General features: G+C 49.1%; 26 protein-coding genes and 4 tRNA genes. 18 read left to right on the plus strand and 12 right to left on the minus strand.

Features of this window, described 5'->3' with window-relative positions; all coding sequences use genetic code 11:
• Positions 1-28: 28 nt before the first annotated feature.
• Positions 29-400: a chorismate mutase gene (locus IPM09_02275; protein ID QQS22348.1), complete on the minus strand. Its 372-nt coding sequence runs from the start codon at positions 398-400 to the stop codon at positions 29-31.
• Positions 401-562: 162 nt separating this feature from the next.
• Between IPM09_02275 and trpS the strand changes: the two genes are divergently transcribed.
• From trpS to IPM09_02315, 8 genes are all read left to right on the plus strand, one after another.
• A complete protein-coding gene (gene trpS, locus IPM09_02280; GenBank protein QQS22349.1) occupies positions 563-1,594 on the plus strand; it encodes a tryptophan--tRNA ligase in 1,032 nt (343 codons plus the stop codon).
• A complete protein-coding gene (locus IPM09_02285; GenBank protein ID QQS22350.1) occupies positions 1,594-2,772 on the plus strand; it encodes an RluA family pseudouridine synthase in 1,179 nt (392 codons plus the stop codon). Before trpS ends, IPM09_02285 begins: the two co-directional genes overlap by 1 nt.
• Positions 2,756-3,580, plus strand: coding sequence for a hypothetical protein (locus IPM09_02290; GenBank protein QQS22351.1), 825 nt, complete (start codon positions 2,756-2,758; stop codon positions 3,578-3,580). The genes IPM09_02285 and IPM09_02290 overlap by 17 nt, the downstream gene beginning before the upstream one ends.
• A 10-nt stretch (positions 3,581-3,590) precedes the next feature.
• Positions 3,591-4,247, plus strand: a complete 657-nt coding sequence (locus IPM09_02295; protein QQS22352.1) for a tetratricopeptide repeat protein — start codon at positions 3,591-3,593, stop codon at positions 4,245-4,247.
• A gap of 1 nt (position 4,248) precedes the next feature.
• Positions 4,249-4,695, plus strand: a complete 447-nt coding sequence (locus IPM09_02300) for an NUDIX hydrolase (GenBank protein ID QQS22353.1) — start codon at positions 4,249-4,251, stop codon at positions 4,693-4,695.
• Positions 4,696-4,829: 134 nt separating this feature from the next.
• Positions 4,830-5,108 (plus strand): HNH endonuclease, encoded by a 279-nt coding sequence (locus tag IPM09_02305; GenBank protein QQS22354.1) that lies wholly within the window; start codon positions 4,830-4,832, stop codon positions 5,106-5,108.
• Between the two features lie 7 nt (positions 5,109-5,115).
• Positions 5,116-5,192: transfer RNA gene (locus IPM09_02310), tRNA-Thr, on the plus strand.
• Between the two features lie 114 nt (positions 5,193-5,306).
• A tRNA-Tyr gene (locus tag IPM09_02315) sits at positions 5,307-5,391 on the plus strand.
• A gap of 103 nt (positions 5,392-5,494) precedes the next feature.
• Here IPM09_02315 and IPM09_02320 read toward each other — a convergent pair.
• Both IPM09_02320 and purF read right to left on the minus strand, forming a co-directional pair.
• Positions 5,495-6,403 (minus strand): hypothetical protein, encoded by a 909-nt coding sequence (locus IPM09_02320; protein QQS22355.1) that lies wholly within the window; start codon positions 6,401-6,403, stop codon positions 5,495-5,497.
• A 54-nt stretch (positions 6,404-6,457) separates the two neighbouring features.
• Entirely contained in the window at positions 6,458-7,906 is a 1,449-nt protein-coding gene (gene purF, locus IPM09_02325) for an amidophosphoribosyltransferase (protein ID QQS22356.1), read from the minus strand.
• 43 nt (positions 7,907-7,949) lie between these two features.
• Between purF and IPM09_02330 the strand changes: the two genes are divergently transcribed.
• Positions 7,950-8,489, plus strand: coding sequence for a hypothetical protein (locus IPM09_02330; GenBank protein ID QQS22357.1), 540 nt, complete (start codon positions 7,950-7,952; stop codon positions 8,487-8,489).
• Between the two features lie 76 nt (positions 8,490-8,565).
• Here IPM09_02330 and IPM09_02335 read toward each other — a convergent pair.
• Positions 8,566-8,641 (minus strand) — tRNA-Thr (locus IPM09_02335).
• 188 nt (positions 8,642-8,829) lie between these two features.
• A complete protein-coding gene (locus IPM09_02340) occupies positions 8,830-9,027 on the minus strand; it encodes a hypothetical protein (protein QQS22358.1) in 198 nt (65 codons plus the stop codon).
• Positions 9,028-9,127: 100 nt separating this feature from the next.
• Between IPM09_02340 and IPM09_02345 the strand changes: the two genes are divergently transcribed.
• Together IPM09_02345 and rpmG are read left to right on the plus strand one after the other, a co-directional pair.
• Complete coding sequence (locus IPM09_02345) at positions 9,128-9,622, plus strand: YajQ family cyclic di-GMP-binding protein (GenBank protein ID QQS22359.1); 495 nt, start codon at positions 9,128-9,130, stop codon at positions 9,620-9,622.
• A gap of 162 nt (positions 9,623-9,784) precedes the next feature.
• Positions 9,785-9,994, plus strand: coding sequence for a 50S ribosomal protein L33 (rpmG, locus tag IPM09_02350; GenBank protein QQS22360.1), 210 nt, complete (start codon positions 9,785-9,787; stop codon positions 9,992-9,994).
• Between the two features lie 2 nt (positions 9,995-9,996).
• On the opposite strand, the gene IPM09_02355 is transcribed toward rpmG, so the two are convergent.
• The 4 genes from IPM09_02355 to IPM09_02370 are packed head-to-tail and all read right to left on the minus strand — an operon-like array spanning position 9,997 to position 15,014.
• Positions 9,997-10,635: a hypothetical protein gene (locus IPM09_02355; protein ID QQS22361.1), complete on the minus strand. Its 639-nt coding sequence runs from the start codon at positions 10,633-10,635 to the stop codon at positions 9,997-9,999.
• Between the two features lie 53 nt (positions 10,636-10,688).
• The gene (locus IPM09_02360) at positions 10,689-12,638 is read right to left on the minus strand and encodes a glycoside hydrolase family 15 protein (GenBank protein QQS22362.1); all 1,950 of its coding nucleotides are present in this window, start codon (positions 12,636-12,638) and stop codon (positions 10,689-10,691) included.
• Positions 12,631-13,860 carry an alpha-amylase gene (locus IPM09_02365; GenBank protein QQS22363.1) on the minus strand — a complete coding sequence of 410 codons (1,230 nt, stop codon included), beginning with the start codon at positions 13,858-13,860 and terminating at the stop codon, positions 12,631-12,633. Before IPM09_02365 ends, IPM09_02360 begins: the two co-directional genes overlap by 8 nt.
• Positions 13,857-15,014 (minus strand): glycosyltransferase, encoded by a 1,158-nt coding sequence (locus IPM09_02370; protein ID QQS22364.1) that lies wholly within the window; start codon positions 15,012-15,014, stop codon positions 13,857-13,859. Before IPM09_02370 ends, IPM09_02365 begins: the two co-directional genes overlap by 4 nt.
• Before the next feature lie 269 nt (positions 15,015-15,283).
• On the opposite strand from IPM09_02370, the gene IPM09_02375 reads away from it, so the two are divergent.
• A tRNA-Trp gene (locus tag IPM09_02375) sits at positions 15,284-15,359 on the plus strand.
• Positions 15,360-15,595: 236 nt separating this feature from the next.
• Here the strand turns inward: IPM09_02375 and IPM09_02380 are convergent.
• The gene (locus IPM09_02380; GenBank protein QQS22365.1) at positions 15,596-17,185 is read right to left on the minus strand and encodes an isopeptide-forming domain-containing fimbrial protein; all 1,590 of its coding nucleotides are present in this window, start codon (positions 17,183-17,185) and stop codon (positions 15,596-15,598) included.
• 178 nt (positions 17,186-17,363) lie between these two features.
• Here IPM09_02380 and IPM09_02385 point away from each other — a divergent pair, with 178 nt between their 5' ends.
• From IPM09_02385 to IPM09_02395, 3 genes are read left to right on the plus strand one after another with little or no spacing between them, the layout of a single operon-like run.
• A complete protein-coding gene (locus IPM09_02385) occupies positions 17,364-17,936 on the plus strand; it encodes a hypothetical protein (protein QQS22366.1) in 573 nt (190 codons plus the stop codon).
• Between the two features lie 3 nt (positions 17,937-17,939).
• Positions 17,940-18,638 carry a M48 family metallopeptidase gene (locus tag IPM09_02390; GenBank protein ID QQS22367.1) on the plus strand — a complete coding sequence of 233 codons (699 nt, stop codon included), beginning with the start codon at positions 17,940-17,942 and terminating at the stop codon, positions 18,636-18,638.
• Positions 18,639-18,677: 39 nt separating this feature from the next.
• On the plus strand, positions 18,678-20,294 hold the full coding sequence (locus IPM09_02395; GenBank protein ID QQS22368.1) for a PAS domain S-box protein: 1,617 nt from the start codon (positions 18,678-18,680) through the stop codon (positions 20,292-20,294).
• A gap of 12 nt (positions 20,295-20,306) precedes the next feature.
• Here IPM09_02395 and IPM09_02400 read toward each other — a convergent pair whose 3' ends face one another.
• A complete protein-coding gene (locus IPM09_02400; GenBank protein QQS22369.1) occupies positions 20,307-21,092 on the minus strand; it encodes a hypothetical protein in 786 nt (261 codons plus the stop codon).
• Positions 21,093-21,230: 138 nt separating this feature from the next.
• Here IPM09_02400 and secE point away from each other — a divergent pair, with 138 nt between their 5' ends.
• The 3 genes from secE to IPM09_02415 all read left to right on the plus strand — a co-directional run bounded on the left by secE (position 21,231) and on the right by IPM09_02415 (position 22,868).
• On the plus strand, positions 21,231-21,596 hold the full coding sequence (secE, locus tag IPM09_02405) for a preprotein translocase subunit SecE (protein QQS22370.1): 366 nt from the start codon (positions 21,231-21,233) through the stop codon (positions 21,594-21,596).
• A gap of 6 nt (positions 21,597-21,602) precedes the next feature.
• Entirely contained in the window at positions 21,603-22,151 is a 549-nt protein-coding gene (gene nusG / locus IPM09_02410; protein ID QQS22371.1) for a transcription termination/antitermination factor NusG, read from the plus strand.
• 117 nt (positions 22,152-22,268) lie between these two features.
• Positions 22,269-22,868: a hypothetical protein gene (locus tag IPM09_02415; GenBank protein ID QQS22372.1), complete on the plus strand. Its 600-nt coding sequence runs from the start codon at positions 22,269-22,271 to the stop codon at positions 22,866-22,868.
• Between the two features lie 113 nt (positions 22,869-22,981).
• On the opposite strand, the gene IPM09_02420 is transcribed toward IPM09_02415, so the two are convergent.
• A complete protein-coding gene (locus IPM09_02420) occupies positions 22,982-24,772 on the minus strand; it encodes an ABC transporter ATP-binding protein (protein ID QQS22373.1) in 1,791 nt (596 codons plus the stop codon).
• Positions 24,773-25,118: the final 346 nt, after the last annotated feature.

Raw genomic sequence — 25,118 nt, forward strand, 5'->3', positions numbered from 1 at the left:
GACGGGGAGCAATAAATAGCACTCACAACTACCAACCAGTACTCTTTGGGCTATTATGCCTGGGAATAGTATAATAAGAAATCTTGTCTTCCGGTTCGGACTCGGGCTGATTGCTTTGGGCACGGTGTTGCATATTCCGTGCCAGTCTCATAAGATCCAAAAAAATGTCCAACAGGTCCTCATTACTAATTGGACCTTCGTTTTCGGCCATAATATGCTCAAGTACCTCGTTCTCACGCCGAATATTAAAGATAGGTCTTTTCTCTGCTAATTTCAAAGCGCCAGCCGCAAGCGCTAGTTGCATACGACGGTTGAGCAGCTTTACGAGCTCAGAGTCAACCTTGTCAATCTCTTCGCGTACTGCAAGAATATCTGCCGCACCCTTCGCAACTTCTGTCATAGACTTATACTCCCAATATAATACTGAGTACATGCTACCACTTCCTTTAGTCTGTATGCAAGAGCCATCACCATGAACAGCATAGTAATATGCACAACGACGACTGCTCGTAATCCAGGAGGGCATTTGTTATGATAGGAAAGACGAGGAGGCATGCGCTTTATGAGGAAAACAATACTGACTGGTATTAGAGCGAATAACGATTTGCATATAGGTAACTATTTTGGCGCTATGTTGCCGATTGTTGATATGGCTAAAACTCGTTCAAGCGAATACGATGTAAACTTTTTTATTCCTGATCTTCATAGTTTCACCACACCAATCGACCACTCGCAGTTGTTCGATAGCATCATGAACAACGCACGTATTTATACAGCCGCCGGGCTACCGCTCGACAACGAGAATATTCACATTTACCGCCAAAGCTATGTGCCAGCTCATAGCGAGCTGACTATTATCCTGAACAATTTCGTGGGCATGGGTGAGATGGAGCGCATGACCCAATACAAAGATAAAAGTGCAAAGCTCGGTAGCGACCGAGTGAGCGTAGGGCTATTTGACTATCCCGTGCTGATGGCAAGCGACATTCTGCTTTACAACGCAAAGTATGTGCCGGTCGGCGATGACCAAACCCAGCACTTAGAAATTACACGAGATATTGCCGAGCGCATGAATAACAAATTCAATACAGAGCTTTTCGCGATACCCGAGCCCGTTGTCAAACAGCACGAGTTTTTTGGCAAAGACCAGGGATTGCGCATTAAGGACCTATTAGACCCAAGTAAGAAAATGAGCAAAAGTGACGAAACTGGCAAGGGTGTGGTGTTCCTTAGTGACGAGCCCGAGCTAGCCCACAAAAAAATCATGAGTGCAGCAACAGATGATAAGGCAAATATCCAGTATGACAAAGTAAATCAGCCTGGCATTGCAAACCTTATCGACATTTTGGCGCTACTGCGCGGCGTCAGACCCGCCGATGTTGAGGCAGAGTTTAAGGGTAGTCAGCGCTATGGCGACTTCAAACAGGTTGTGGCCGACGAAATGGCAGCGTTTTTACGTGATTTCCAGCAGCGACTCGCTAGTGTTGACGACGCGGCGATTATTGCCAAACTCGAAGCGAGCGAACGCGCAATGAATGAGATTGCAAACCAAACGCTCCTGCGCGTACAAAAGGCAGTTGGTCTGAGAAAGTAATGAAGGTTACAGCAAGTGACTTACTAGCCATTCTGCGTCGTTTTTCGATCGCAGCTGATAATAATGTACCGCGTGAAATTGATCAGATTAAGCAAAGCCACCCCAGCCCGATCAATCAGCTCGTCCAGTTTCGGTTTAAACGAAATTTCTTTTTTGCCTTGTTTGACGATACCGCCGCAGACAACGGCCACTACATCGTGCAGCAAATCCAACGCATCGATAGTAATACCGACGGCGTGTTACTCGAAAACCCTACCAGCAATATTACTACTTATGGCCTACCGTTTAAAGGCAAAGACGTCTATTTGTTCCAGACAGTGTCGGGCAAAAAGCGACTCGATATTCTACTAAGCGAGCGCCACCCCGAGCTCAGTCGCAGCACCTGGCAAAAACACATAAAGGCCGGTAGTGTCAGTGTGAATGGCGCACCAGCAAAAAACGTTCGTCAGGAAGTAGCAGATGCTGACCATATTGCGATTACTCTGCCTGAGATGCCAGACTATAGTCGTTATGAATTGCCCGTCATATACATGGATGATGATGTGCTTGTTGTCAACAAACCAGCCAGAGTACTCACCCATAGCAAGGGTGCGCTCAATGACGAATTTACCGTGGCCGAATTCTTTCGCCGCTTCACAACAGTCGGCCTCGATACCAACCGTCCAGGTATTGTGCATCGGCTCGACCGCGACACCAGTGGCGTTATTATTGGCGCACGTACACCTGAAGCATTTGCGCTGCTCAAAGCTCAGTTTTCGGAACGTAAAGCGAAAAAGACGTATATTGCAGTAGTGGAGGGAATACCCAAACAAGCCTCAGCGATGATTGATATTCCGATTGCCCGTAATCCGTCAGCACCCAGTACCTTTCGGGCTGACAGTAAAGGGAAGCCAGCTCAAACTGAATATACCGTACTCGACACTCGAAACGGGCGATCGCTGGTCGAACTTACACCTCGTACTGGCCGCACCCACCAGCTGAGAGTCCACTTACAGTACGTTGGAACGCCTATTGTTGGCGATCGAGTGTATGGGAAGGCAGCCGAACGTCTATACCTTCATGCCTACCGGCTGGAAGTAACGATCGGCCACGGTAGTCGCCAAAGCTTTATTGCACCCATCCCACAAGCTTTTGAGACAGTATTTCCCGAGGTATCGAACCATGTCGCTCCCCTATAATCCCAGGACTGAGCTTACTATTATTCAACTGCGCAAATACTTACCCCACGGTGTCTTATTGTCTGGCGAGCAGGGAGTTGGGCTTGAACAGGCAGCTCTCGACATCGCAGATAGACAGCTAGCCGAGGTCATTCGTCCAACAACGTCGGAGGGAGTGGTTGATGGCGCTAAGGGCGTCATTCGTATCGAACAAATACGTTCACTTTATGAAGCAACAAGAGGTAAGTCAAAACATAGACGCATATATATCATTACGAAGGCAGAGACAATGGGAGAGCCAGCTCAGAATGCATTGTTAAAACTACTTGAAGAGCCGACTTTGCACGCACATTTTATCTTGACATCTCATCATCCAATGAAGCTGCTACCGACAATCCTCTCGAGGCTGCAAAAGGTACGCATAGATACGCTCGAAGGTGATCAATCAAAGCAACTTCTGATGGAGCGTGGCATAACTGACAGTACACTAATGCAACAACTACTATTCTTAGCGAACGGTAGGCCAGCTCTGCTTGATGAGCTAGCAAGCAATACTAAACTGCGTAGCGAAAGAATCAAATACATGTCCGATGCTCGTACCTTCTTGCAGGGAACGGTAGCAGACAGGCTACGCATCCTACACGAGTACGGAGGCGACCGCACCCAATCACTACAGCTTATCGAGTCAGCACTTGCAATCATTAAGCACAGTCTGCATCAGAAACCATCAGTATCTCAGCTGCAACTAGCCAACTCTTTGGTGTCAGCATATGATAGTATCGCCGCGAATGGTTCAGCCAAGCTGAACTTAATGCTGATCGTGGTATAATAGGTATCATATGTTCGGTTTACTCCTCGTGATGGCATTCGGTGTATGGGCAATCTGGCGTCAACAGACAATAGATGAGGCCGCCGCCGATTTGCCGCAGAAGATATCAAGCAAAATTGATAAGCTATGGGATATCGCTCAAGAATCACTACGTGATCGTAAATATTTGCGCGCAGAGAAAGCGCTTCTTACTATACTACGCGTCGATGAAAAAAATGCTACTGCATATAATCGATTAGGTATTCTGTACGCCAAGCAACAGGCGTATAGCGACGCAATCGAGTGCTTTGAGATTGCACAGAGTCTTGAGCCAAGTGCCAGTAGTCTGCACAATGTTGGGCTGATCTATTTCGAAACCGCTCATTATGAAAAGGCCGCTCTTGCGTTTGAGCAAGCGCTTAGTATGGAAGATACCCTCGCTTCACGCCATATCGCCTATGCTAAAGTGCAAGAAAAACTAGGTCATAGCAGTAAAATGATCGAATCGCTTGAGAAAGCTGTTGCAATCGAGCCAAGTGTGCAAAGTTATCATATTCTCGCCGATGCGTATAGCAGGGTTGGCGAAGAAGAGAAGGCGCAGGATTTGCGTGAGCAGATCGCAAAAGCTGTCAACTCTAAAACTCCTCCCGCCAAGACCGTCCAGCAAGTCCGCAAGGTTCAGATGTAATATGGGCCAGTACGGTGTATACCCCGATGCTTTTTATCGCGTGTCTGTAAAAGCGGTTATTCGCAATGACAGTGGTCATGTGCTGTGTGTAACGGAGACAGAGCGAGATTTATGGGAGCTTCCTGGTGGTGGGCTAGACCACGGTGAAACAATCCAGCAGGGCCTCTCCCGCGAGTTAGCCGAGGAGATTGGCTATATTGGTACGTTTACTTATAGCTATGCAGATATCTCAACGCTTTACGATCCAGGCGGCGAGCGCTGCATCATGAATATTGTCTTTGATGTCATACTAGACAGCCCAGACTCTATCCAACCGGGCAAGGACGTTTTCCAGATGGAATACAAAGACCCAAAGCAGTTCCGAAGCGTTAATTACAGGAGTGGACAATTAATCTATAAACATGTTATCGATCGTAACTTCTCAGTTAGATTTGATCAGTCAGAGTAGTCATGAGTGCGAATTGCAATAATTGTAATAGCATCCTAGGTAAATCAAGTAGTAAATATTGTTCGAATAAGTGTCAGAAAGACTACGAATATAATGCGTATATTACAGCGTGGAAAAGAGGCAAGACATCAGGAGTGAGAGGCGTAAATACGATAAACTTTTTTCAGCACGTAGTTCGCTATCTATGGAATAAATATGCAGGGAAATGTGCGCGATGTAGTTGGTCTCAAGTAAATCCAGTTACCAAGAGACCGCCCCTTGAGATTGACCACATCGATGGAAATTCGATGAATAATATCGAACGTAATTTAATATTGCTTTGCCCGAATTGTCATGCAATAACTCCCACTCATAAAAACTTGAATTTGAGGTTTGGTAGACATTGGCGCAGAACTAGGAATATGCTACAATAACCGATGTGCCGCTTTAGCTCAGTTGGTTAGAGCACCTCTTTTGTAAAGAGGGGGTCCTGGGTTCGAATCCCTGAAGCGGCTCCATGATGCGTGCACAAAAACGGTTGTGCCCGCATTTGGAAAGAACAGATAGTCTCGAGCGACGCGCTCGCTCGCACCGCTCGGTGAGAAAACTGAGTTCACCTATTCCACATATTTGCCGGAGTCGTCTAGCGGCAATGACAAGAGACTGTAAATCTCTCGGCGCAAGCCTTCGTAGGTTCGAGTCCTACCTCCGGTACCAAAGAAATATTCCTAGATTGACCTCTAGGAATATTTCTTTTAAGCAAAGCGACAGCCACATCGCGATGGACATCATGTTTGTATTGGATGACTAGAAAGTACTGCTAGGCGTCCTTTGCGCTATAAGAAAATTCCCGAGCAACCAGACGATTGATGATATACTGCCAGCCATTAGCAAGGTTTAGCGCATTATTCATAGCTGGAACATAATGGCCGCGCAACTCTGAGTCGTATTCATTTTCACTCACATCACCGGCAATCGCACGCTCTAGTAGTGTTGTATAGCGATTGTTGCCACTAACAAGAGCATCGTGGCTCTCTACCAGTGCTGTATCTCCAATGGTATCTGCGAGATACGAGCGCGTAGCTGCCTGTAAGTGTGAGCGCCAGCCACGATCAACACGGTAACTATTGTCGACGAGCGATATAATGTCGAGCGCTCGACGCCCAACCGTGCTCGGAAATTCATAGGCACGCTGCAGCGAAGCAAGATCAAACTCACTGCAGAGGGCTTTAGCAAACTTAAACGATTTGTGAGCAATTGCATGACGTGCACCCGCAATAATTGCCTCGCTGCCCATTGGTGGGCTCGCAAGATAGCTCGCTATATCGCCACGTACCCATCGATTATTGTGTTCTGCAATCGATCGTAGGTGTGAGCCTATCATGTCGTCGATTGCATAATCGTCAATTTGTGCATAGTTTCTATGGTGTGGGGAAGCGTGCACTTCAAATACAGTGTGGTGTTGGCCAGACACTTCGCGCACGCAGCGTGACACCGTGGCAAGCGCTTCAACCGCCGCAGCGGCGTCATACAACACGAAGACATCGATATCACTACGCAAATTCTCATTACCAAGTGCCACTGATCCATAAATCATGCCCGCCAAAAGTGAGGGGTGCTGGTCGGCGCCGAACAGCGCAGCCAGCAGTTCGCTTGCAGCTTCGCTGTGCGCACCAGGTTTTGGAAGGTGCCCACGTGACACCGCTTCGGTAGAATAGATTACTCCCATGTGGGCTAGTATATAACGAAAATTGCCCGGCACAAATCATAAGAGTAATGATACTTAGTCAGTGTACTCTAAGCTGATCGGCGTACGAATGTTCTTTGCCAAATCGCCAATCGGAATAGGATAGTCACCCAAAAACGGCGAAAGATTGAATGCTTCAGCATTTTGGCCTGTCGCTGACACCATAGTAGACACCGATAAAAACCCAAGGTAGTCAGCGCCAAATGCCAGCCGCATTTGCTCGACAGTCAGATTTGCAGCCATAAGCTCACGCTGGTCAGGCGTATCGGTACCATAGAAGTCCGGGTAGCGGATGGGGGGCGAAGCAATAAGAATAGTCACCGAGCGCGCACCGAGTGAGCGGGCCAGCTGGACAAGCCGAGGCAGCGTGTTGCCGCGCACAATCGAATCATCAACTAGCACAATGTCGCGGCCACTAATACGTTCACCGTTCATCGTGTGTTTGATTTGCAGGCTACTACGACGGGACTCCTGACTGGGTTGCATAAATGTCCGGCCGACATAGCGATTTTTGATAATCGCCATTTCATGCGTGATGTGTGTTTGTTCAGATAAGCCCTCGGCGGCAAACACCGACGTATCTGGTACCGGTACGATCAATGGGTGCGATAGTGTACTGAGATGATCCCCGTGAAGTGTTGCCAGCTGGTGACCGAAACGTCGACGAACTTCGCTGACGCGCTCACCAAGCATCACGCTATCCGGCCGGGCAAAATATACCAGTTCGAACATATCAAAATGCGGTGTTGGTTCGCGAAGTTGCGCCGAGAAGATAATCAAGCCATTGCGCGCAACCACTAGTTCGCCCGGCTGCACAGAGCGCAGGTGTTCGGCGCCAATCGTATCGAGTGCACAGGTTTCACTTGCCGCCACAACACCGCCGTCAAAGGTACCAAGCTCGAGCGGGCGCACGCCGTGTGCATCACGAAACGTGTACATCATGTCATCGTGAATACCGGTACAAGCATACGCACCATCGACATGACTAATGATATCCCGCACCGACTCCTCAATATTACCACCACTATCGGCGATACCAAGAAACGTCGCCTTGCCGAGTTTACCCGAGTCGTTATATTGGTTTACCCTATATCCACGCCTACGTAACATATCGTCGAGGTATGACGTGTCTGGTAGGTTACCGTTATGCGACTGAGCATCGCCGGTGTCGGAGTTGACAATGGGTGAGGGATGATCGTTCTTGTCGCCATTTGTCGAATAGCGATTATGGCCAGTTGCGACTGAACCCGTGAGCCCCAGCAGGTCGTCTTTTCGAAACACATCACGTACCATACCGAGCCGTCGTACCGCGTGCACACCACCCGTGCTGGCATTGGTTGCGATACCCGATGCCTCTACCCCACGATGCTGCAAAGCAAACAATGCCTGATAGGCAATTTTTGCAGCCTCGTCGCCGTAGTTAGCGACAGAGACGCCGACTACAGCGCATCTTTCCCGTAGCCTATCGTGACTGATGTGAGACATAGCTAATTGTTATAATACCAGTTCAATTGCTACAATAGTAGCCATGAGAAACCCAGCATCTGAGCATCTCCCCGATGCCATACGCGAGGAACTACTGCAATCCGGAATAGTTTCAGGAGATTTTATACTCGCGTCAGGAATACGCGCAGCAAAGAAATTTGATTTCGATCTAATTCCAACGAACAGTGACCTATTTGAAATTGTAGTATCTGGCCTCGCACGATGCATCCGCAATCAATTTAGCAGCTTTGATGCAATAGTAACCATTGCAAATGGCGCGACAAGACTTGGAGACCCAATTGCTCACCAACTTAACGTGAGCCATACCCCGACCACCTATCATGTTGATGAGCTGGGCCAAAAACAGTTTGTCGTCCCTCAGCTAAGCACAGAGCGTCACTGTATCATTGTTGACGATGTATTCACGAAGGGCACAAACGCTACCAAAGTAGCCAGTCGACTTGCTGCTCGTGGCTGTGCTATTGGCGGCGTGGGTGTCATACTTGATCGCTCAAATGTTGCATCGCCAGCGATATGTCATGACTCGCCTGTAGTGAGCCTCATCAAGCAACAGCTATTATAAGTAAACCGTTGCCCAGGCCTACCCAAGTTCTACTACAACCACAGAATTAACCAATAAGTACTATTTGAAATAAAAATGGAGCCACGACTGGGATTTGAACCCAGGACCCCGTCCTTACCATGGACGTGCTCTACCAACTGAGCTATCGCGGCGTATGATAAATTGTAAGGCTTGCTTGCAGATAGTCAGTTGGTAGAGCGCTGCATAAGTATATCTACTCGACAGTCGTCTCGGACAGCAACTAAGCTATCGCGGCATAACCCTTAGAAGTATAGCAAACTGTCGCAATATATTAAAGTGCGGCCGTATTCCGTCAGGAATGACCGCACACCGACAAGGCCTAGTGATCAGTGAATACACGACCGACCCAGTAGTTAGCAACTCGGCGAGAGTTGTCAATTTCGTCGACGACTCGTCGTCGCAAATCACCATCCGGCACAATCCACATAGCCGTTTCCTCGGCAAGGATAGCGAAAGTGGTGATCACGCCACTTAGCACCCGGTATGGGCGCGTATCCCGTACCTGTACTTCTGTCATGGCCTGCTCCCTTCGAGTAGAGTAGATTATACCACATGAAGTTTAGCAATACAGCCCACGTATACACTGCCGACTGGTCACCTCGTGTATACTGTAGTGTATGGCAACATTTAGTTTTGATATAGAAAGCACGTACGATAAGGCTGAGATGAATAACGTCGAGCAGTTAGTGACGAAAGAAATTGCTAACCGCTATGATTTCAAGGGGACACCCGCCGCGATCGAATGGCTAGCAGATAAAAAGGGCTTTAAGGTCATAGGCAGTAACGAGTGGCAACTCGAAGCTGTCATTGATATGATAGGCAAGCAGCTTGCCAAGCGTGGCATGACTAGTAAAGTGCTTGATGTCAGCGGCAAAGTTACCGAAGCAAACTTGCGCGCCTGGAAAGATGTACCGTTTCGCGACGGACTGAGCCAAGACTATGCCAAAAAAATCACAAAATTACTCAAAGAATCTCATCCAAAAGTAAAAACGCAAATCCAGGGCGACACCCTACGCTGCACCTGTAGTAGCAAAGACGAGCTACAGCTAGTTATGCAAACATTACGGTCGAAAGATTTCGACTTTCCTCTTGTTTTTACAAATTATCGATAACATGATATTATAGGGCAACTAGCCAATACCCTGCCCACAACCCCCTACTAGCGGCGCTCCAGTACATGGATGGAGCGCCTTTCAACTTCTCGCTTGAAAATTATGCGACAATCTGCTAAAATTGACTATTGAATTATATTATCAACTCTTCAGAGGAACAGTATGGCAAAGAAAACGAATACTAAGCGTAAGATTATTGCACTCGTCAGCGAGCTCACCGGTCATCGCACCTATGTGACCCGCAAGAACACGCAGAATACTCCGGACAAACTGGAGCTGAATAAGTACGATCCAAAAGCTCGCAAACACGCCAAGTACGTCGAAACCAAAAAGTCACTTGGCCGCAACGAAGTCAAGCCACGCAAGGGCTAATACTACTCGTCAGACGAGTCAATACTCTCTGCGAGCCAAATTGCATTGGATACTATGCGCTCAAGTAGCGGTGCGCGAGGATGTTCGTTCTCTATGTAGCCATAAAGTGTATTGTTTTCGATCTCAACACTCATACCACCAAAGTGCACCGCAATCACCTCTGCGATTTGCGGCGTAATGATACTCTCTACGTCTACAAGACTACCCGGCATGCAATACACATTGTAGTTACTAATAAACTGATGCGGGTAAGAGGCCGTGGCACCTACCTCAACATGTCGTAACTGCTCGTAAGAAGCAGCGAAAGCATCCTCGCGCGATAGGTGACCGATATATAGGTGTGGAACATCTTTTTTACTATGAAGATCAACCGCACAGATGAGCCAATGACAGCGCTGTTGGTGGTGCGACTTAGTAGTTATCACATCATTACGTGAAACGAGGACGACATCATAGCCGTGAACACTACCTACGCAGTAGTTATCGTCGCGGTGAGTAGCCGATACGGTATGACCACGCACAAGGCGATGCTCGTCATCGCGCTGATCAACAGAACCGAAATAGACAAGGCCAAGTGTGTCAGCAAATCGCCGGACAGCGCGGGACGTTATTTGGGATCGAACAATATGACGCGGTGTCATGTGCCTGAAAGCACGTTTTATTCTTAGGATACGACGATTGCGGACGGTCACGGTTATTTCTCCGTGACCGTATCGAGCAAGGTCGACACATACTCTGCCTGACTCCAGTTGAGCGGTGCAACTGAAAGTTCATCGCGAGTGATAGGATCGATTTGCTCAGATAAGACACCGGTTGCCCACATATGATCGCGTACCCATTTTACTATGTTCTCCAGACGATCGAGATGCCCAACCTCAAGGTAATACTGCGCTAGCCAAAGCGTCGTTACGAACCACCAGTTACCAAGCGAGCTGTCATTGCTCCGCCGATAACTATCGTGTTCATAGCGCGGAATCCCAGGGTTGCTTTCGCTCACCGAAAACCACTGTTCTGCTGTCGCGATAGATGCCATCACCTCGTCGCTATCGACGGCAAAGAGACCAAACATAAACGCACCAAATATACTTGACATATCGATCGTTTCGTCGACGGTCACTTCACCATCTGCTGTGACAGTTAGGCCTTTGTAGAAGCATTTTTTGTCATTGTTGTACAGAAGCCGGTGCGCAGCCTGACGAATATCGTCAGCTGCCGCCCGCCACTTTACAGCATTGTCGCTGTCGTGACGAATTTCCGCGAGATCGGCAGCCGCCAGCAAAGCAGCATACGTGACCGCGGTGGTATAGGTACTTGTTATATACATTTCTTCCCATAAGTCATACGTCGGCTTCGGTAAGCCCGTGCGATGATCTGTATAGCTTGCCAAAAAATTGGCCATTGGTACGACCATAGGCTCATAAAACTCTTTTAGTGTTACTTCGTCATTTTGCGTATGGTAAAACTGGCTAAACACAAACAAAACCAGTGCTGTTTCGTCTTGCTGGATTGGTGGTGACACTTCACCGTGATCGTGAAGATAGGGGTGCCAACTACTGCCGAGTGCCCCGTCGGCACGGTATTTATGCATCAGATACCCGCCAGCTGTCAGCGCACGCCGACAAAACTCGAAGAATCGATACGGCTCGTCTTTGTAGCCCATGCGGATGAGCGGCCAGAGTACGAACGCACCATCGCGTGGCCAGCAGTACGCATAAGCGTCGCGCCAATAATTTAGCATCGACGTGTCAGTGCTCGCGATGACCGCACCGCGTTTGTCGATGTGCGATTTCATGATCATCACGCTTTTAATAAACGTATCGCGATGAGCGGAATCTATTTTATCTGCAATGATTTTTGCTGGTTTGAGCCAATCATGCCACCACTTCACAGTCACGTCGAGCCGTTTGTGAATACCCTGGCTAGTAAGCTGCTTATGAATATAAAGTGCCTCACGAGTAGAGGTGCCGCAGGCAATCCAGTAGTGTAACCTTGTCGAGCTATGAGGATTGAGCTGAAATTTAAAACGCAGGGTCGAGTCAACTCGTCCATGCTCGACCGCAGACATGCTTAGTTCGCCATCCTCGGCATCTTTATAAGTGCCCTCACGCCCCTCAATGTCGAACAAACCGATAGAATACTGATCAAACGCCCTACCGTTATCGTCTTGACCGGCAATAATAAAAGCTCGTCTGCCCCTGTAGTGTAAGATAGCATTTGCGTCAGGCAGATACTGGGCAGAATCGGTATTGCTGCGACCGTCACCAATCACAAATGCCTGGTGCATAAAGAGCCGGACATCTCGCGCAGCGGGAGAAAGATTAATCACATGAACATTGCGCATAAACGCGCTAAACTCAGCATCAACCGTGTCATCAAATTCAAGCATGATGCCAAAATCACGGTTTTTGGCAATAATGTGACCAACTAATGCTTCGTGCGGATAACTAAAATCGAATTCCCAGCGCGTGTCATCATCGAGCCACGAAACCGCTCCATCAACCCAGACACCTATGTGGTGTCGGAGCGACTGGCCAGCAGCATGATTTTCGAGTCCAACATAGGGATAGTAAAAATCATGAACGAGACCGTACTTATTGATACCAACATGAAGCTCACCGTTGCTGAGTACTATCGGCCTAGCCACCAAAGCCTCCCGGGCGATGGTGCTCCATCACGCGGTAGCGTACATCTCGAAGCGCATTCATGAAATACAAAAAGGCTTCGTATGGCGAGTCGTAGGGACTAAAGTACGCATGCACGTCACCATCGCTAAACCACTTAGTACACATGTAGTAAGCGTGGTCGCTCGTCGTCAGTCGTCGCCAATCCGCGATGAGATCAGTATCATTACTACGAAGAATATCACCCTCGAGCGCGTAGAGGTGGTGCATGGCTTCATGCTGCATACTATTGCCAAGCCAGGCAGTTAAATCACGCTCGGTATCGGCCCAAGTCACCGTATTCGGCACACTGACATCATCTGCAGGCTCAAAGACATCACACGCTTCGCTCACTGTGTAAAAAGTATTAGCATCGTTGGCTAGCCATTGACGTACGAACTCTTTAAAGAAGTCAAATATACCGGTATCGGCCCACTGGTGCTCGCCAAATGTCTCATAGTCCATAAAGAGATTAATAATTTCACCCTCATCACCAAGTGCACTATTCGTCCACTCGTTAAACGTATCGGCTTTAAGCGGAAATTGCTCCCAGTCTTGATTACTAAAGCGAAAGGCTAGGTCATCGCTCAGACGATAGTTCTTCATAAGTAACCGGATGTTTTTTGTGCCGGCTGGTCGATACACATAGTTTGGGCTACGCCAACCGAGTACCGGATCCCAACCCTCTGCCAAGATACCTTTGTAGCCATAGTTGTCGGCCCACTTAGCTAATTCATCGTTATATGCTAGCTCGGTGTTACGGAACACACCGGTCTCGACACCAAAGAGTTCGCGAACTTTCTGGCGATGTATGTCAACCTGACGCTCAAATTCGCTATGGGTATAGAAAAAGGCGAGTGAGTGATAGTAGGTTTCCGAAACAATTTCGACGCGTCCACTTGCTACTAGCCCCTTAAAGCTTTCAAGTACGTCAGGTGCCCATTGTTCAGCTTGCTCGATAAACGTACCTGTGATGCTAAGTGAGACCTTAAACTGTGGGTGCGTATCGAGCAGCTCTTTGAGTAGCTTATTCATCGGTCGATACGATTTTTCGGCTACCTTTTCAAAAATAACTTTGTTGTCTCGGTGCGTCTCGCTAGTACCCATGAAATACTCATGGTTTACAGCCGTGTCAAACACAGTATAGTCACGCACGCGCCAGGGCTGATGTACGTGCAGATAGAGGACAACGCCACGACCTATCATGCTGTTGCACCCACCTTCATGCGGCGATAGAGAGCCATGCATTTACGGGCAACATCGTTCCACGACAATTTGGCATATTCGTTTTTGACATCTGTTTTCAATGACTGCTTAAGGGCGGGCGAGGTGGCGATACCAACCAGCTGATCAGCAAGCTTGTCGATATCCCAAAAATCATAGCGAAAAATACTATTCAGAACCTCACCAACACCAGACTGTTTGCTGATAATCAGAGCGGTATCGTGGTGTGCAGCCTCGAGTGCCGTCAAGCCAAACGGCTCGCTAACACTGCTCATGACAAATATATCAGCAACATTGTAGGCGTCACGCCACTGCTTACCACGTACAAATCCCGTAAAGAATACTCTGTCAGCAACTCCAAGGTCAGCAGAAAGCTGTATGAGTTCATCGCGCTGCTCGCCATCGCCAGCCAACACCAAGGCAAGTTTGTCATATTTCTCGCAAGCCCTCGCAAACCCACGCACAAGGTTAACAAGCCCTTTTTGGACAGTGAAGCGAGTAACAGTCGATATAACCGTGTGACCCTCGGCACGAAGTGCCTCTAGGTAGCGATAGGTGCGCCCATCGTAGTCATAATTACCCATTGTTGTTACATCGATAGCATTGTGAATAACTTCAATTTTATCAGCTGGGATACCATACTTATGAACAATGATGCTCTTTGTAATGTTGCTGACGGCGATTACTCGGTCGGCCATCATGAGACCTTGATATTCAATTTCATGTACAATCGGATTGCCGCCGCCAAATGTACCAGCACGATCAAACTCGGTAGCGTGAACATGAACGACCAGTGGGGCGTCGGTAAGTTGTTTAGCGCGCATACCTGCTTCTATTGTCAACCAGTCATGAGCATGAATGGCATCAGGGTTGCCGTTCTTTTTTACGAAACGCTCGACAAATGCAACATAGCGCTTTTGGACACCGCGCATCGACTGAAGATCGTTTGCATGAACTTTACCGAGATCGGGCTGATCAACATATTTGGTGTCGTAGGCGCCCATTATACCAAACTTATGAATAGGATTGAGGCTCGTCGCCGAATGAATAGTCATGTATTCGGTATCAGGGTGGTGTGCAGAATAGGGAAGAACAAAGTCGATTTTGGCACCATGTTGCGCCAGTGCTTTGCTCATATGGTAGCATGCGACTCCAAGACCCCCACTGTTGTGCGGAGGAAGTTCCCACCCTAGCATTAATATGTTCATTTTACTTCACACGAACGATAGTCCGCCCTGTCCCCTCGTGGTGTTATAGGTCATTTCCTGTCTATTATAGCGATTGGCTTATGCTTTTTGCAACAGATTATGTGAAAAATATCACAAGCGGTATAAGGTTTTCCACAGTTTTATGATTTTCAGCCGTGGCGGTAATGTACCACATCTGGTATAATTAGCGTTTGTACAGGGGTGTAGCTCAATTGGTAGAGTAGCGGTCTCCAAAACCGTTGGTCGTAGGTTCGAGTCCTATCACCCCTGCCACGAAATAAGCCAGGCATTTGCTTGGCTTATTTCGTGGTCGAGATATTAGTCGAAGCTACGACCAACGAAGTTGGTTGGAGGTGAGAAATGCCAGTGGCATTTCGCAAGGACGTCAGCCGGAACAAGCTGTGCTTGTTACCGCGCTGCGTCGGGGTCGCGGAACGTGACCGAGTCCTATCACCCCTGCCATAGAAATAACCGGCTTTGATGCCGGTTATTTCTTGTATTAAAGCCTACTAGCGTATTGCACGGCGACTTGAAGCATAGTAAGTCGCTGCACCAATAATACTACTGAGGCCGACGCCCCCACCTAGCACGTCGGCAAGGCCGGTATGAGGAAGCTCGACAGGCTCGTCTGCCTTGGGGTTCGGTGTAGACGCTTCACACTTGCTCATATCTGTCGTGTGTTTGGTTTCATCGTAGTGATTCTTTGGCAGTGTTTTCTTTTCTTTGGTCGCAATGACACACACGTAGATATCCCCACACTTGGTGATATCGGTTGTCATATGACTTTCGTCATAGTCGCTGCGGTCAATAGTGATGATTTTGTTCGTGCTAGTGTCACAAACCGTGATGTTTTCTTTCGTGGTTGTAGTGGCGTCGTCACAATCATCTGGGCTGCCGGGTACAGTTGGCGTATCGACACACACGGTATTTTTGTGGGTGCCACTAGCATACTTCGCATACTTTGCGGTAAGAATGAACGACATACTTTCGCCAACTTTTAGTTCAGTAATGGTGTAGGTCCAGTTATTGTCCTTTACCATACCTTCACTGGAACTTAGTAGCGTCACTTCTTTTGGCGCTTTGTCGGTGACAACAGAATTCTTTAGCGCGACATTACCGGTGTTGGTAACTTTAATCTCGTACGTGAAAGTTTCGCCTACTTTTACCACTGCTGTTTTGCTGCCATTGACAGTCTTTTCGATACTAATTTTGGGCTTGTCTTCGGTACAAAGCGGACTGTCTTTTGGTAAGTTTTCTTTGCCTGGTACAGCACAGGGTTCGACGGTGACAGTGACAAACTTGGCACACGCATCGCTCGAAACATTGCCGAGACTCGTCAGTGCGATCGCCTGAAGTTTGTAGGTACCTGGCGTCGACAGAGTCATCGTAACCGTACTTGTCGATTGGCCAGTGGCACCCGGAACACCAGCGATGGTGTTGCCCGCCGGACCGTAGGCATAGTAGTGAATCGCGCTGATCGTGGCACCACCACTTGCAGAAGCGCTGCCGGTAAGGCGGAAGGTCGTACGGTTAATTGTGTCAACCGTCAGACTATTACACGTTGCGACTGGGACTTCAACCGGTGTCGCTACTAGCGCGTTACCACAAGAGTACATAACAGCAGCAACAAATTTACCATTGGCATCGAACCATATATGAACGGCAATCGCATCAACACCTGCGGCGTAGTTGGTACCGGTGTAGCGCTCGTAGTAGGTATGACCATTGATATTGACCGCCCAACTACCACTACTGTATTGACGACCAACACTAATCGCTTTGCGTGCAACGACCTTGCCGCCATAATATACATCACCCGCCTTGGTGACGTATCCTTGCTTTTGTGTGCGACCATTGATCATACCTGCGCTAATGCCGTAGTGGTTATATAGAGCGGGCAGGTCACCAGTCTTGTTGGCTGCATATTTTGCAGCTAACTCATCTGAGGTAATAGCACCACAGTAAATAATCGAGTTATTATCACAGTCGCGGGCAGAAGGGTTGAGGGCATTTATTGAGTCGCCCGCAATCAGCGCATAGCCCGTAAATGACACAACTGCCGCTACTACACCTACTAGCAATGATTTTAGTTTGTTCATGGGGCACCTCCTCGCGCAAAAAACAGGTTATTCTCTTTTGTTTATACCAATGTATTTACAATTTGTCAATAAGCTATAATAATATATAACTCTTATGCTTACATGGTTAGCCTTATAGGAATGATGTAATTTACGCCTTTACGACCAAAAACAACTAAGAAATTGCTATACTTAGGGTATGCAATCGTTACGACTGGCGCGTCCGCACGCGATTATGATGGTAGGTATCCCAGGCTGCGGTAAAAGCTTCTTTGCTAGCAAATTTGCCAACATGTTCCACGCGCCCTATGTAGATAGCCTCGCACTCGAGGCATTGGCGAAAGATAGCGAGGCAGCGGGCAAGCTTATTTCGCTTGTCATGGGAGAGTTATCAAAAACGGGACAAACATTTATATTTGAAGGAAACAGCGATAGTCGAGTACGCCGAACAGAATTTGCCAAATGGGCCAGGTCAAAGGGTTTTCAGCCACTTCTTGTATGGGTACAGACCGACAAAGTGACTTCTCTGAACCGCACACTAAAAAATGGTATGCTTGACCGTGATGAATTTGCCGACTATGTACGTGATTTTAGCCCGCCACACCCCGACGAAAAGCCACTTGTTATCAGCGGCAAACACACCTTCAACAGCCAGCTCAAGGTAGTGTTGGCGCAGCTTAGCCGTGAGAATCGCCCAGAGGCTACTCAACCAGTAGTACTAGCCGCTGCTGTGCCTCCAAGATCCACGACACGTCCAAGTATCGTGAGATAATGTATGGCAAGTTTTGTCGACGCAGAATTTGGTGAAATCACTATTCGACGCGTGGCCCATGCTCGATATGTGCGCATAAAGGTACGTACTGATGGTCGGTTTGAAGCAACCGCACCACTACTAACTCCGACGCTTTTCATCAAAAAGATGGTAACTGATTCCCGCGCCAAGCTGCGCAACCTCGCAGCGCATACTAGTATTATGCACCCCTACGTCGATGGCCAGCAGATAGGAAAGGAGCATGCTATCGCCGTTATCCCCACAACTATGGTTACCAGTGCGCAGGTAAGTACTCTAAGGAACCGGATCATCGTCAAACTACCCCCAAACTCCACGCTTGCTGACAAATCGATCCAGCAGTCCCTTCGAGTCGCCGTGGCCAAAATCTTACGCAAAGAAGCACGCGAGTATTTACCAAGTAGACTGTCGGCGCTTGCGAGTACTCACGGCTTTCGCTACGCAAGACTTCGCTTTAGTCATAGTGGCGGTCGCTGGGGTAGCTGCACTAGTCAGGGCACCATTAGCCTCAACATCGCGCTCATGAAGCTACCCGACACACTGATTGACTATGTTCTCATCCACGAACTTTGTCACACCAGACACATGAACCATAGCCCCGCCTTCTGGCAAGCTGTTGAAACAATCGACCCGCTCTACAAAACCCATCGTAAGCTCCTCAAAAAACACACACCGATTATATAGTCTTGTGGCAATAGCCATATGCGGTATAATATAGCTATTATGAAAAAACGGGCGGGGCTCAATGTCAATCAGCGGACTGCGGCGATCGTTCGTCTAGCGGGACTTGTCTTGCCGGTTATGTTGCTGCTGTATGGGCTTCTTATCCAGACAGGGGTGATTGTTTCGCCACACTACGCCGGCGACTGGGTATTTCTTGCTATCGCCATATCCTGGCTAGGCTTGAGTATATTTCAGTTTCTAGTGCTACCTAAATCTAGGCGTATGTCTGCCATCAGATTAATCCTCTTCCACATTCTTGCCGCACTCTATTTATTGTTTGTATCGGGATTCAATATGCCGTTTACCGTCGGGTGGATTGTACTGCTACTAGCCTCATTTGCCTACTTTTCGTCTGATGGTCTGTATCTTAGTGTATTTGGGCTATTTGCGACCGCTCTCGCCGACATACTGCTCCATATTGACAACCCAGACTATATTATCCAAAACATACTCTACTTTGTCGGCACACTCGCAGTAGGTCATATCGCGGGCTCGATTAGTAAGGCGCAAGAAATCGACCGCGAAGAACTAACCCGCAGCCAGGCGGAGGAGCTGCTACAGCGTGATCGTATGATCACTATTGTCAATAACCTCGCCGACGCGATACTCAGCACCGATAAAAATGGCGTGATACAGGTCTACAACGCAGCATGCCTAAACCTCATTGATACCAACACCAGCCTCGAGGGACAGAAGATCGACGCTATTTTGCCGCTTATCGACAAAGACAATGCGCCGTTCAAGTTTACCCGTGAGCTGAAAGCCGCTTCGACAGTGCAAAATAGAGATGACTTGAGTCTCAAGATCGCGGGCGAGCTTATACACCTCAGTGTCATCTACTCACCAATTCGTGGCGTCGATAGTCATGGTTCTGACGGTTCTGACGGCTACATTGTTATTCTACGCGACATCACCAAGCAAAAATCACTTGAAGAAGAGCGCGACGAGTTCATTAGCGTCGTCAGTCATGAGCTGCGCACACCAATTACCATTGCCGAGGGCACACTGAGCAACCTGCAGATTATGATGGATCGGAGCGATATCCCCACGACTACGCTCCAAGACAATGTGAAAGTTGCACATGACCAAGTACTGTTTCTTGCCAAAATGGTGAACGACCTGAGTACACTAAGCCGTGCCGAGCGTGGTGTCGCCGATGCCCCAGAGGCTATCGATGTGAGCGCACTCATCCACGACCTCTACAACGAGTATGCGCCGCAAGCCGAGGCCAAGGGATTACACTTCAACCTAGACCTTTCGCCACAGCTTGGCGAAGTAGTAGCGAGCCGCCTATATTTAAAAGAGCTGCTACAAAACTTTGTCACCAACGCAATTAAATATACCAAAGAGGGTGAGGTGGTTGTCAGAGTGAAAAAGCACGATGACACGCTTGACTTCAGAGTATCTGATACCGGAATCGGCATGAGCAAGAGTGACCAAGCACATGTGTTCGAAAAGTTTTGGCGTAGCGAAGATTACCGCACCCGGGAGACGGGTGGTACGGGTCTCGGCTTGTATGTTGCAAGAAAGCTTGCAAAGAAACTCGGTGTTACTATTGAAATGACCTCTCGACTCAACCACGGGTCGACGTTTGGGTTTAGTATGTCACGTCGCTAGGACGATGACCGTTTACTTTATCTCAATGGCCTCAAGGTACTGGGCTACAAGGGTCTGAGTGATACGCATATACCGTTCGATACCTGTGGCATCTTCTGTGTAGAGTGGTCGATAATGTACTCGATCACGATGATACACGTCACGGCGCCGGTCTGCTGGATCTGGTATATACGTGCCGCTCTCATCGTATAATGAACGAGTCCCATTGATCTCTCGATAGGTAACACCGCCATTTGGCAACCTCTCTCTTTCATCCTCAGACCATTCCGCAGAATAAATGTCTGGCTCCGAAGCAAAAAACTGCGGCTCATGGGGGTCGCCATGAGCAAGCGTTTCGTAAAGGTATCCGTCAGTAGGGAGCAATACGTGCAGCATACTGTCGTGTGGCCTACCGTACGCATCAAGCTGCTTCGGCTGGGTAAATCGACAGCCGAGAAACATCCCAAAATCAGAGCCAGCTTGTGATGCAGAAAAACGATATGGTACTTCTTCGCCATCCCTATTGATCACTATGCTCTCCCGAGTTACATCACACCCCGCCTGCTCATAAAGAACGCGTACGGCCTCTTCAAGCCCAAGCATTGCCAGCGCGAGACGGCGATTTGGCGTATCTCTTGTCTCTATCGCTGTCTGCCACACATTGCATTTCTCGAGCATTACTCGCTCCTCGTCTGTCAACGGATGCTGGAGGAGTTCATCAGTCTCAAGGCTCAAAAATGCGCGTAACCGAGCAATCGCCCTTTCGCGCTGCTCAAAATCAATTCCATTTGCTAGTGTCTCGTGGGTATTCTTTGTCATACGGCTAGTGTACCCGACAAAACTCAGGACATGCAACCATGAGAACTATCTGTTTATTATTGACAAAGCTCTCGAGGTGACATATACTACTCTTGACAGTCTGCAACAAGCAGACTTATTAAATTGGGAGAAGTGCCCGTGGCAAAAGCTAACAACACAAAAGACACTACCAAGATCACTCGCATCTCTGCAAATGACTCCGGTTCGAAGTCAAAAAAAACCGTCAAAGCGCCAAAATCCAAGCCAGACTCTAAGCACAAGAGCGAGCAGGCAACAGGCAGAAGGCCTGTTTTGACACAGCTGCCCGTGAAAAATCCGCTCAGCCCAATTACTCGCTATGTTAAAGGAGCGTGGTACGAGCTTCGTCAAGTCCGCTGGCCGGACAGGCGTAGTACCTGGGGTATGACCGGCGCGCTGATCGCCTTTACCGTATTCTTCTTGGTCGTTATCATACTGCTTGACGCAGGGTTCCAACAATTATTTAAGCTAATCATAGGGAAGTAACCATACATGGCACAGAAAAATCGTTACGACAGTACCCGTCAGTGGTACGCAATCCACACTTACAGCGGCTACGAAGAAAAAGTTGCCGATAGTATAAAAACTCGCATTCAGGCAGTTGATATGGCCGACAAGATCTTTGACGCCATGGTGCCAAAGGAAAAGCAAATACAGATCAAAAACGGCAAGCGCAAGGTTGTCGAAGCAAAGATTTTCCAAGGCTATGTTCTGGTAGAAATGAAGCTTACGGACGAAACATGGTATATTGTACGAAACACCCCAGGCGTCACCGGTTTTGTGGGTAGTGGCACCGAGCCAACACCTGTGAGCGATGGTGAGATCGCCAAAATCAAGAAACGTATGGGCGTCGAAGACCCCAAGCATCAGATTGATTTCCAGCCAGGAGAAGTTGTCAATATCACCGACGGTCCATTCAAGGGCTTTGATGGCGCGGTGAGCGAAATTGATACCGCCAAGGGCAAGCTAAAGGTGATGGTCAGCATGTTTGGCCGTGATACCCCTGTTGAGCTCGACGCGTTGCAGGTCAAAAAAGTATAGTCCAGTGTTTTTCACAAGCCGCCACCTACTGTGTGGCGGCTTTTTGTATTATTGACTTTCTCTCGCCAGGTGCTATAGTATATTTTGTTCTATCCCGCACTAGCGAAAGGGAACACCATGGCACCTGCCACGAACCCAAACAGCATCCGAGTTGAGATGCTGAGGGCTGGTATCGCCGAGGCGCAACGCCTGCGCGATAAAGCGCTCAGCGACAACCGAACCTGGCTGTTCTTCAATCGGCGCGCGCAAGAGATGCAAGCCGAGCTGGATGTGCTTGAAACGCCCAAGACGGCGCAGCCATCCTTGGAGGAGCTGCTCACTGCGCTATATGGCTCTACCGTTCCTCTTGCCGAACCCACCGACTGGGACGAGACATTCGAGCGGCTGTATGGCAGCGCCAGCGCCGCTTTTGAGCGCTTTCTCGACACGGCTGGTAAGCGCATGATGGAATTGACAGAGCAGCTTAACAGCCTTGGTGAAGTTGCCGCCGACAAGGCGACCGATGCCGCCGGGGCCGCACAGGAAGTGTTCGGTGACGACATCGACGACCTGGCAAAGGCTCTCGAACAACTGCAGGCCACGGCCACCAGCCAGGCCGAGCGAGCGCTCGATGGTGCCTTGGCCCGCTTGGCAGGTATCGCCAGTGGTCTGGCCGAGACGCGCGAGGCCTATCGTCAGCGCCGGGCTGAGCGCCAAGCTGGCAACCCCACGTCCTGAGCCAACATGGCGGCATTGTGTAGTAACCCTACGCAATGCCGCCTTTTTTCATTATCTAAAAAACACCCCCATGTATCACATGGAGGTGTCACAGGAACGAGTCCCAACACTACTTAAGCAACATGCTCACTGCCAACCTCAAGCGCATTCATGCGCCGATAGGTGTCGCTGGCGACAAGCAACTCGTCGTGACTTCCACTAGCGCTAATTGCGCCTTGCTCCATCACCACGATCTGATCGGCATTCCGCACTGTGCTAAGGCGGTGGGCAATGATAAACACCGTACACACTCGCCTAGCAATCAATTGGTCAAGCGTCTCTTGCACCTCGGCTTGGCTCATCGCATCGAGTGCGCTGGTAGCTTCGTCAAGAATGAGAATCGCTGGCTTCATGATCAGTGCCCGGGCAATCGCTAGGCGCTGCCGCTGGCCGCCACTCAGTGTCAAACCGTCTTCGCCAATGCGCGTGTCGTAACCACCGGGTAGCGCCTCAATAAACGCGTGAGCGCCGGCCGCTTTCGCAGCCGTCACTACTTCATCAAGTGAGGCATCCGGACGCGCGATGCGAATGTTGTCGGCAACCGACCGGTTAAACAGCTCGATTCGTTGGTTCACGGTGGCGATCATTTCGTTGCGATACCGGCCGTAGTCGATATTGCGTAGATCAATGCCATCGATCGTAACGCTGCCATCAAGCGGATCATGCTCGCGACCGAGCAATCTCATGAGTGTACTTTTGCCACTACCACTTTCACCGACAAGCGCGAGTGACGTAAACGCCGGTACATTCAGCGACAGGCTACAGATGGTTGGAGTATCTGCCTGGTAGGCAAACGTCACCCGCTTAAACGACACCGCACCTTTCATGACGCGTGGCCATTGGGGCGCAAGGGTGTTTTGCACTGTTGGCGCCGTATTCATGAACTGTAATAGTTCACGTAGTGCCTCTTGACCACGACTTAGCACGCGCTGAAAATCGCTAAGGCGCCAAAAGTTACTATACGAGCGTTCCATCCAGGTAGCGGCCAGCACTAGCGAACCGAGCTCAGGCGTGCCACCACTTTGCAGCGTAACCACGCCCATAAGGGCATACAGGGCACCGCGGCTTAGTAGCAATACATCGTCTTGGACCGACAAACGCTTACTCCACGCACGGTGGCGGGGGTATTCGTCGTGCCAAAACGACCGCAGCAGTTCTTCGTTGTAGTCGGCGAAGTGCTCCTCCATACCGAGCGACCGAATGGTTTGCCAGTTCTTGGTGAGCTCGCTGCCGTTATCTTCTACCTGTCGCATACGAGTTTGAAATTCCTCGCGGTGCGGTCGCATGTGACGCTCGCTGCGGTAGAGTACCAGTCCGTAGACAAGCATTGTCGCCACACCAAGCACACCGAACTGCCAACCGATAAAGAACATGAAGATGGTCGTAAAACTGATGCGCAGCAACACCGGTATAGTGTTAAACAGCGCTTCATCAAACAGCTCCTGGAACCGCGTGACGTTTTTGCCAACCATCGACTCTTTTTCGCCTGTGCTATGACGTGTGTGCCAATCGGCACTTTGGCGGAGGAGTAGCCGGTTGCCATACCCCCACCAAACACGCCAACACCCCCAGAACACATCGTTGCGATGCAGTCCCATGCGATTAGCAAATAGCTGTCCCAGTTTGTAAAGTACGACGATGCTCACCGCGTAGGCGAACACACGGCCCAACCAGGCATCCTGACGACTGGTCAATTCGTTCATGATATACATCACGGGCAGAGCTTGGAGGACTTGAAACACTTCAGTCAGAAGCATCCAGGCAAACGTGCGCATGATAGCACGACGAACAACCGGTAACTCAGGGGCAATGGTAGGATCGGCTGCCATGGCGCGCAGTATTTGGCGCAAATGTGTAAGCAGCATAAACAAGCCTCCTTGTGTGAGTAGGGTTAGAGTAATGTTGGAGTGATCACCTGCGGGATTGCCGCAAACGACCACCTATGAGTTAAAGCTACTATCAATCTTGAAAATATCTTGATATCGCCTGATATGACAGTAGGCGGGAGATGTTTGCAAGATAGAACGTACCTTACAAACAGGTATTACACTGCGCCCACTGTACCGAACATAATTGTCGCCATTACGAATTGTCCTTTCCATTAGAATTGATTGAAAATGCGCCATATCCCGCGTGGTGCGAGCCCCCAGCTTTATGGGGCGCCTGGCATAACTTGCATTACATCCTGTAGTTACAGGGGTAATAACAACC

The organism is Candidatus Saccharibacteria bacterium (genome assembly GCA_016700015.1).
GTDB lineage: Bacteria > Patescibacteriota > Saccharimonadia > Saccharimonadales > Saccharimonadaceae > Saccharimonas.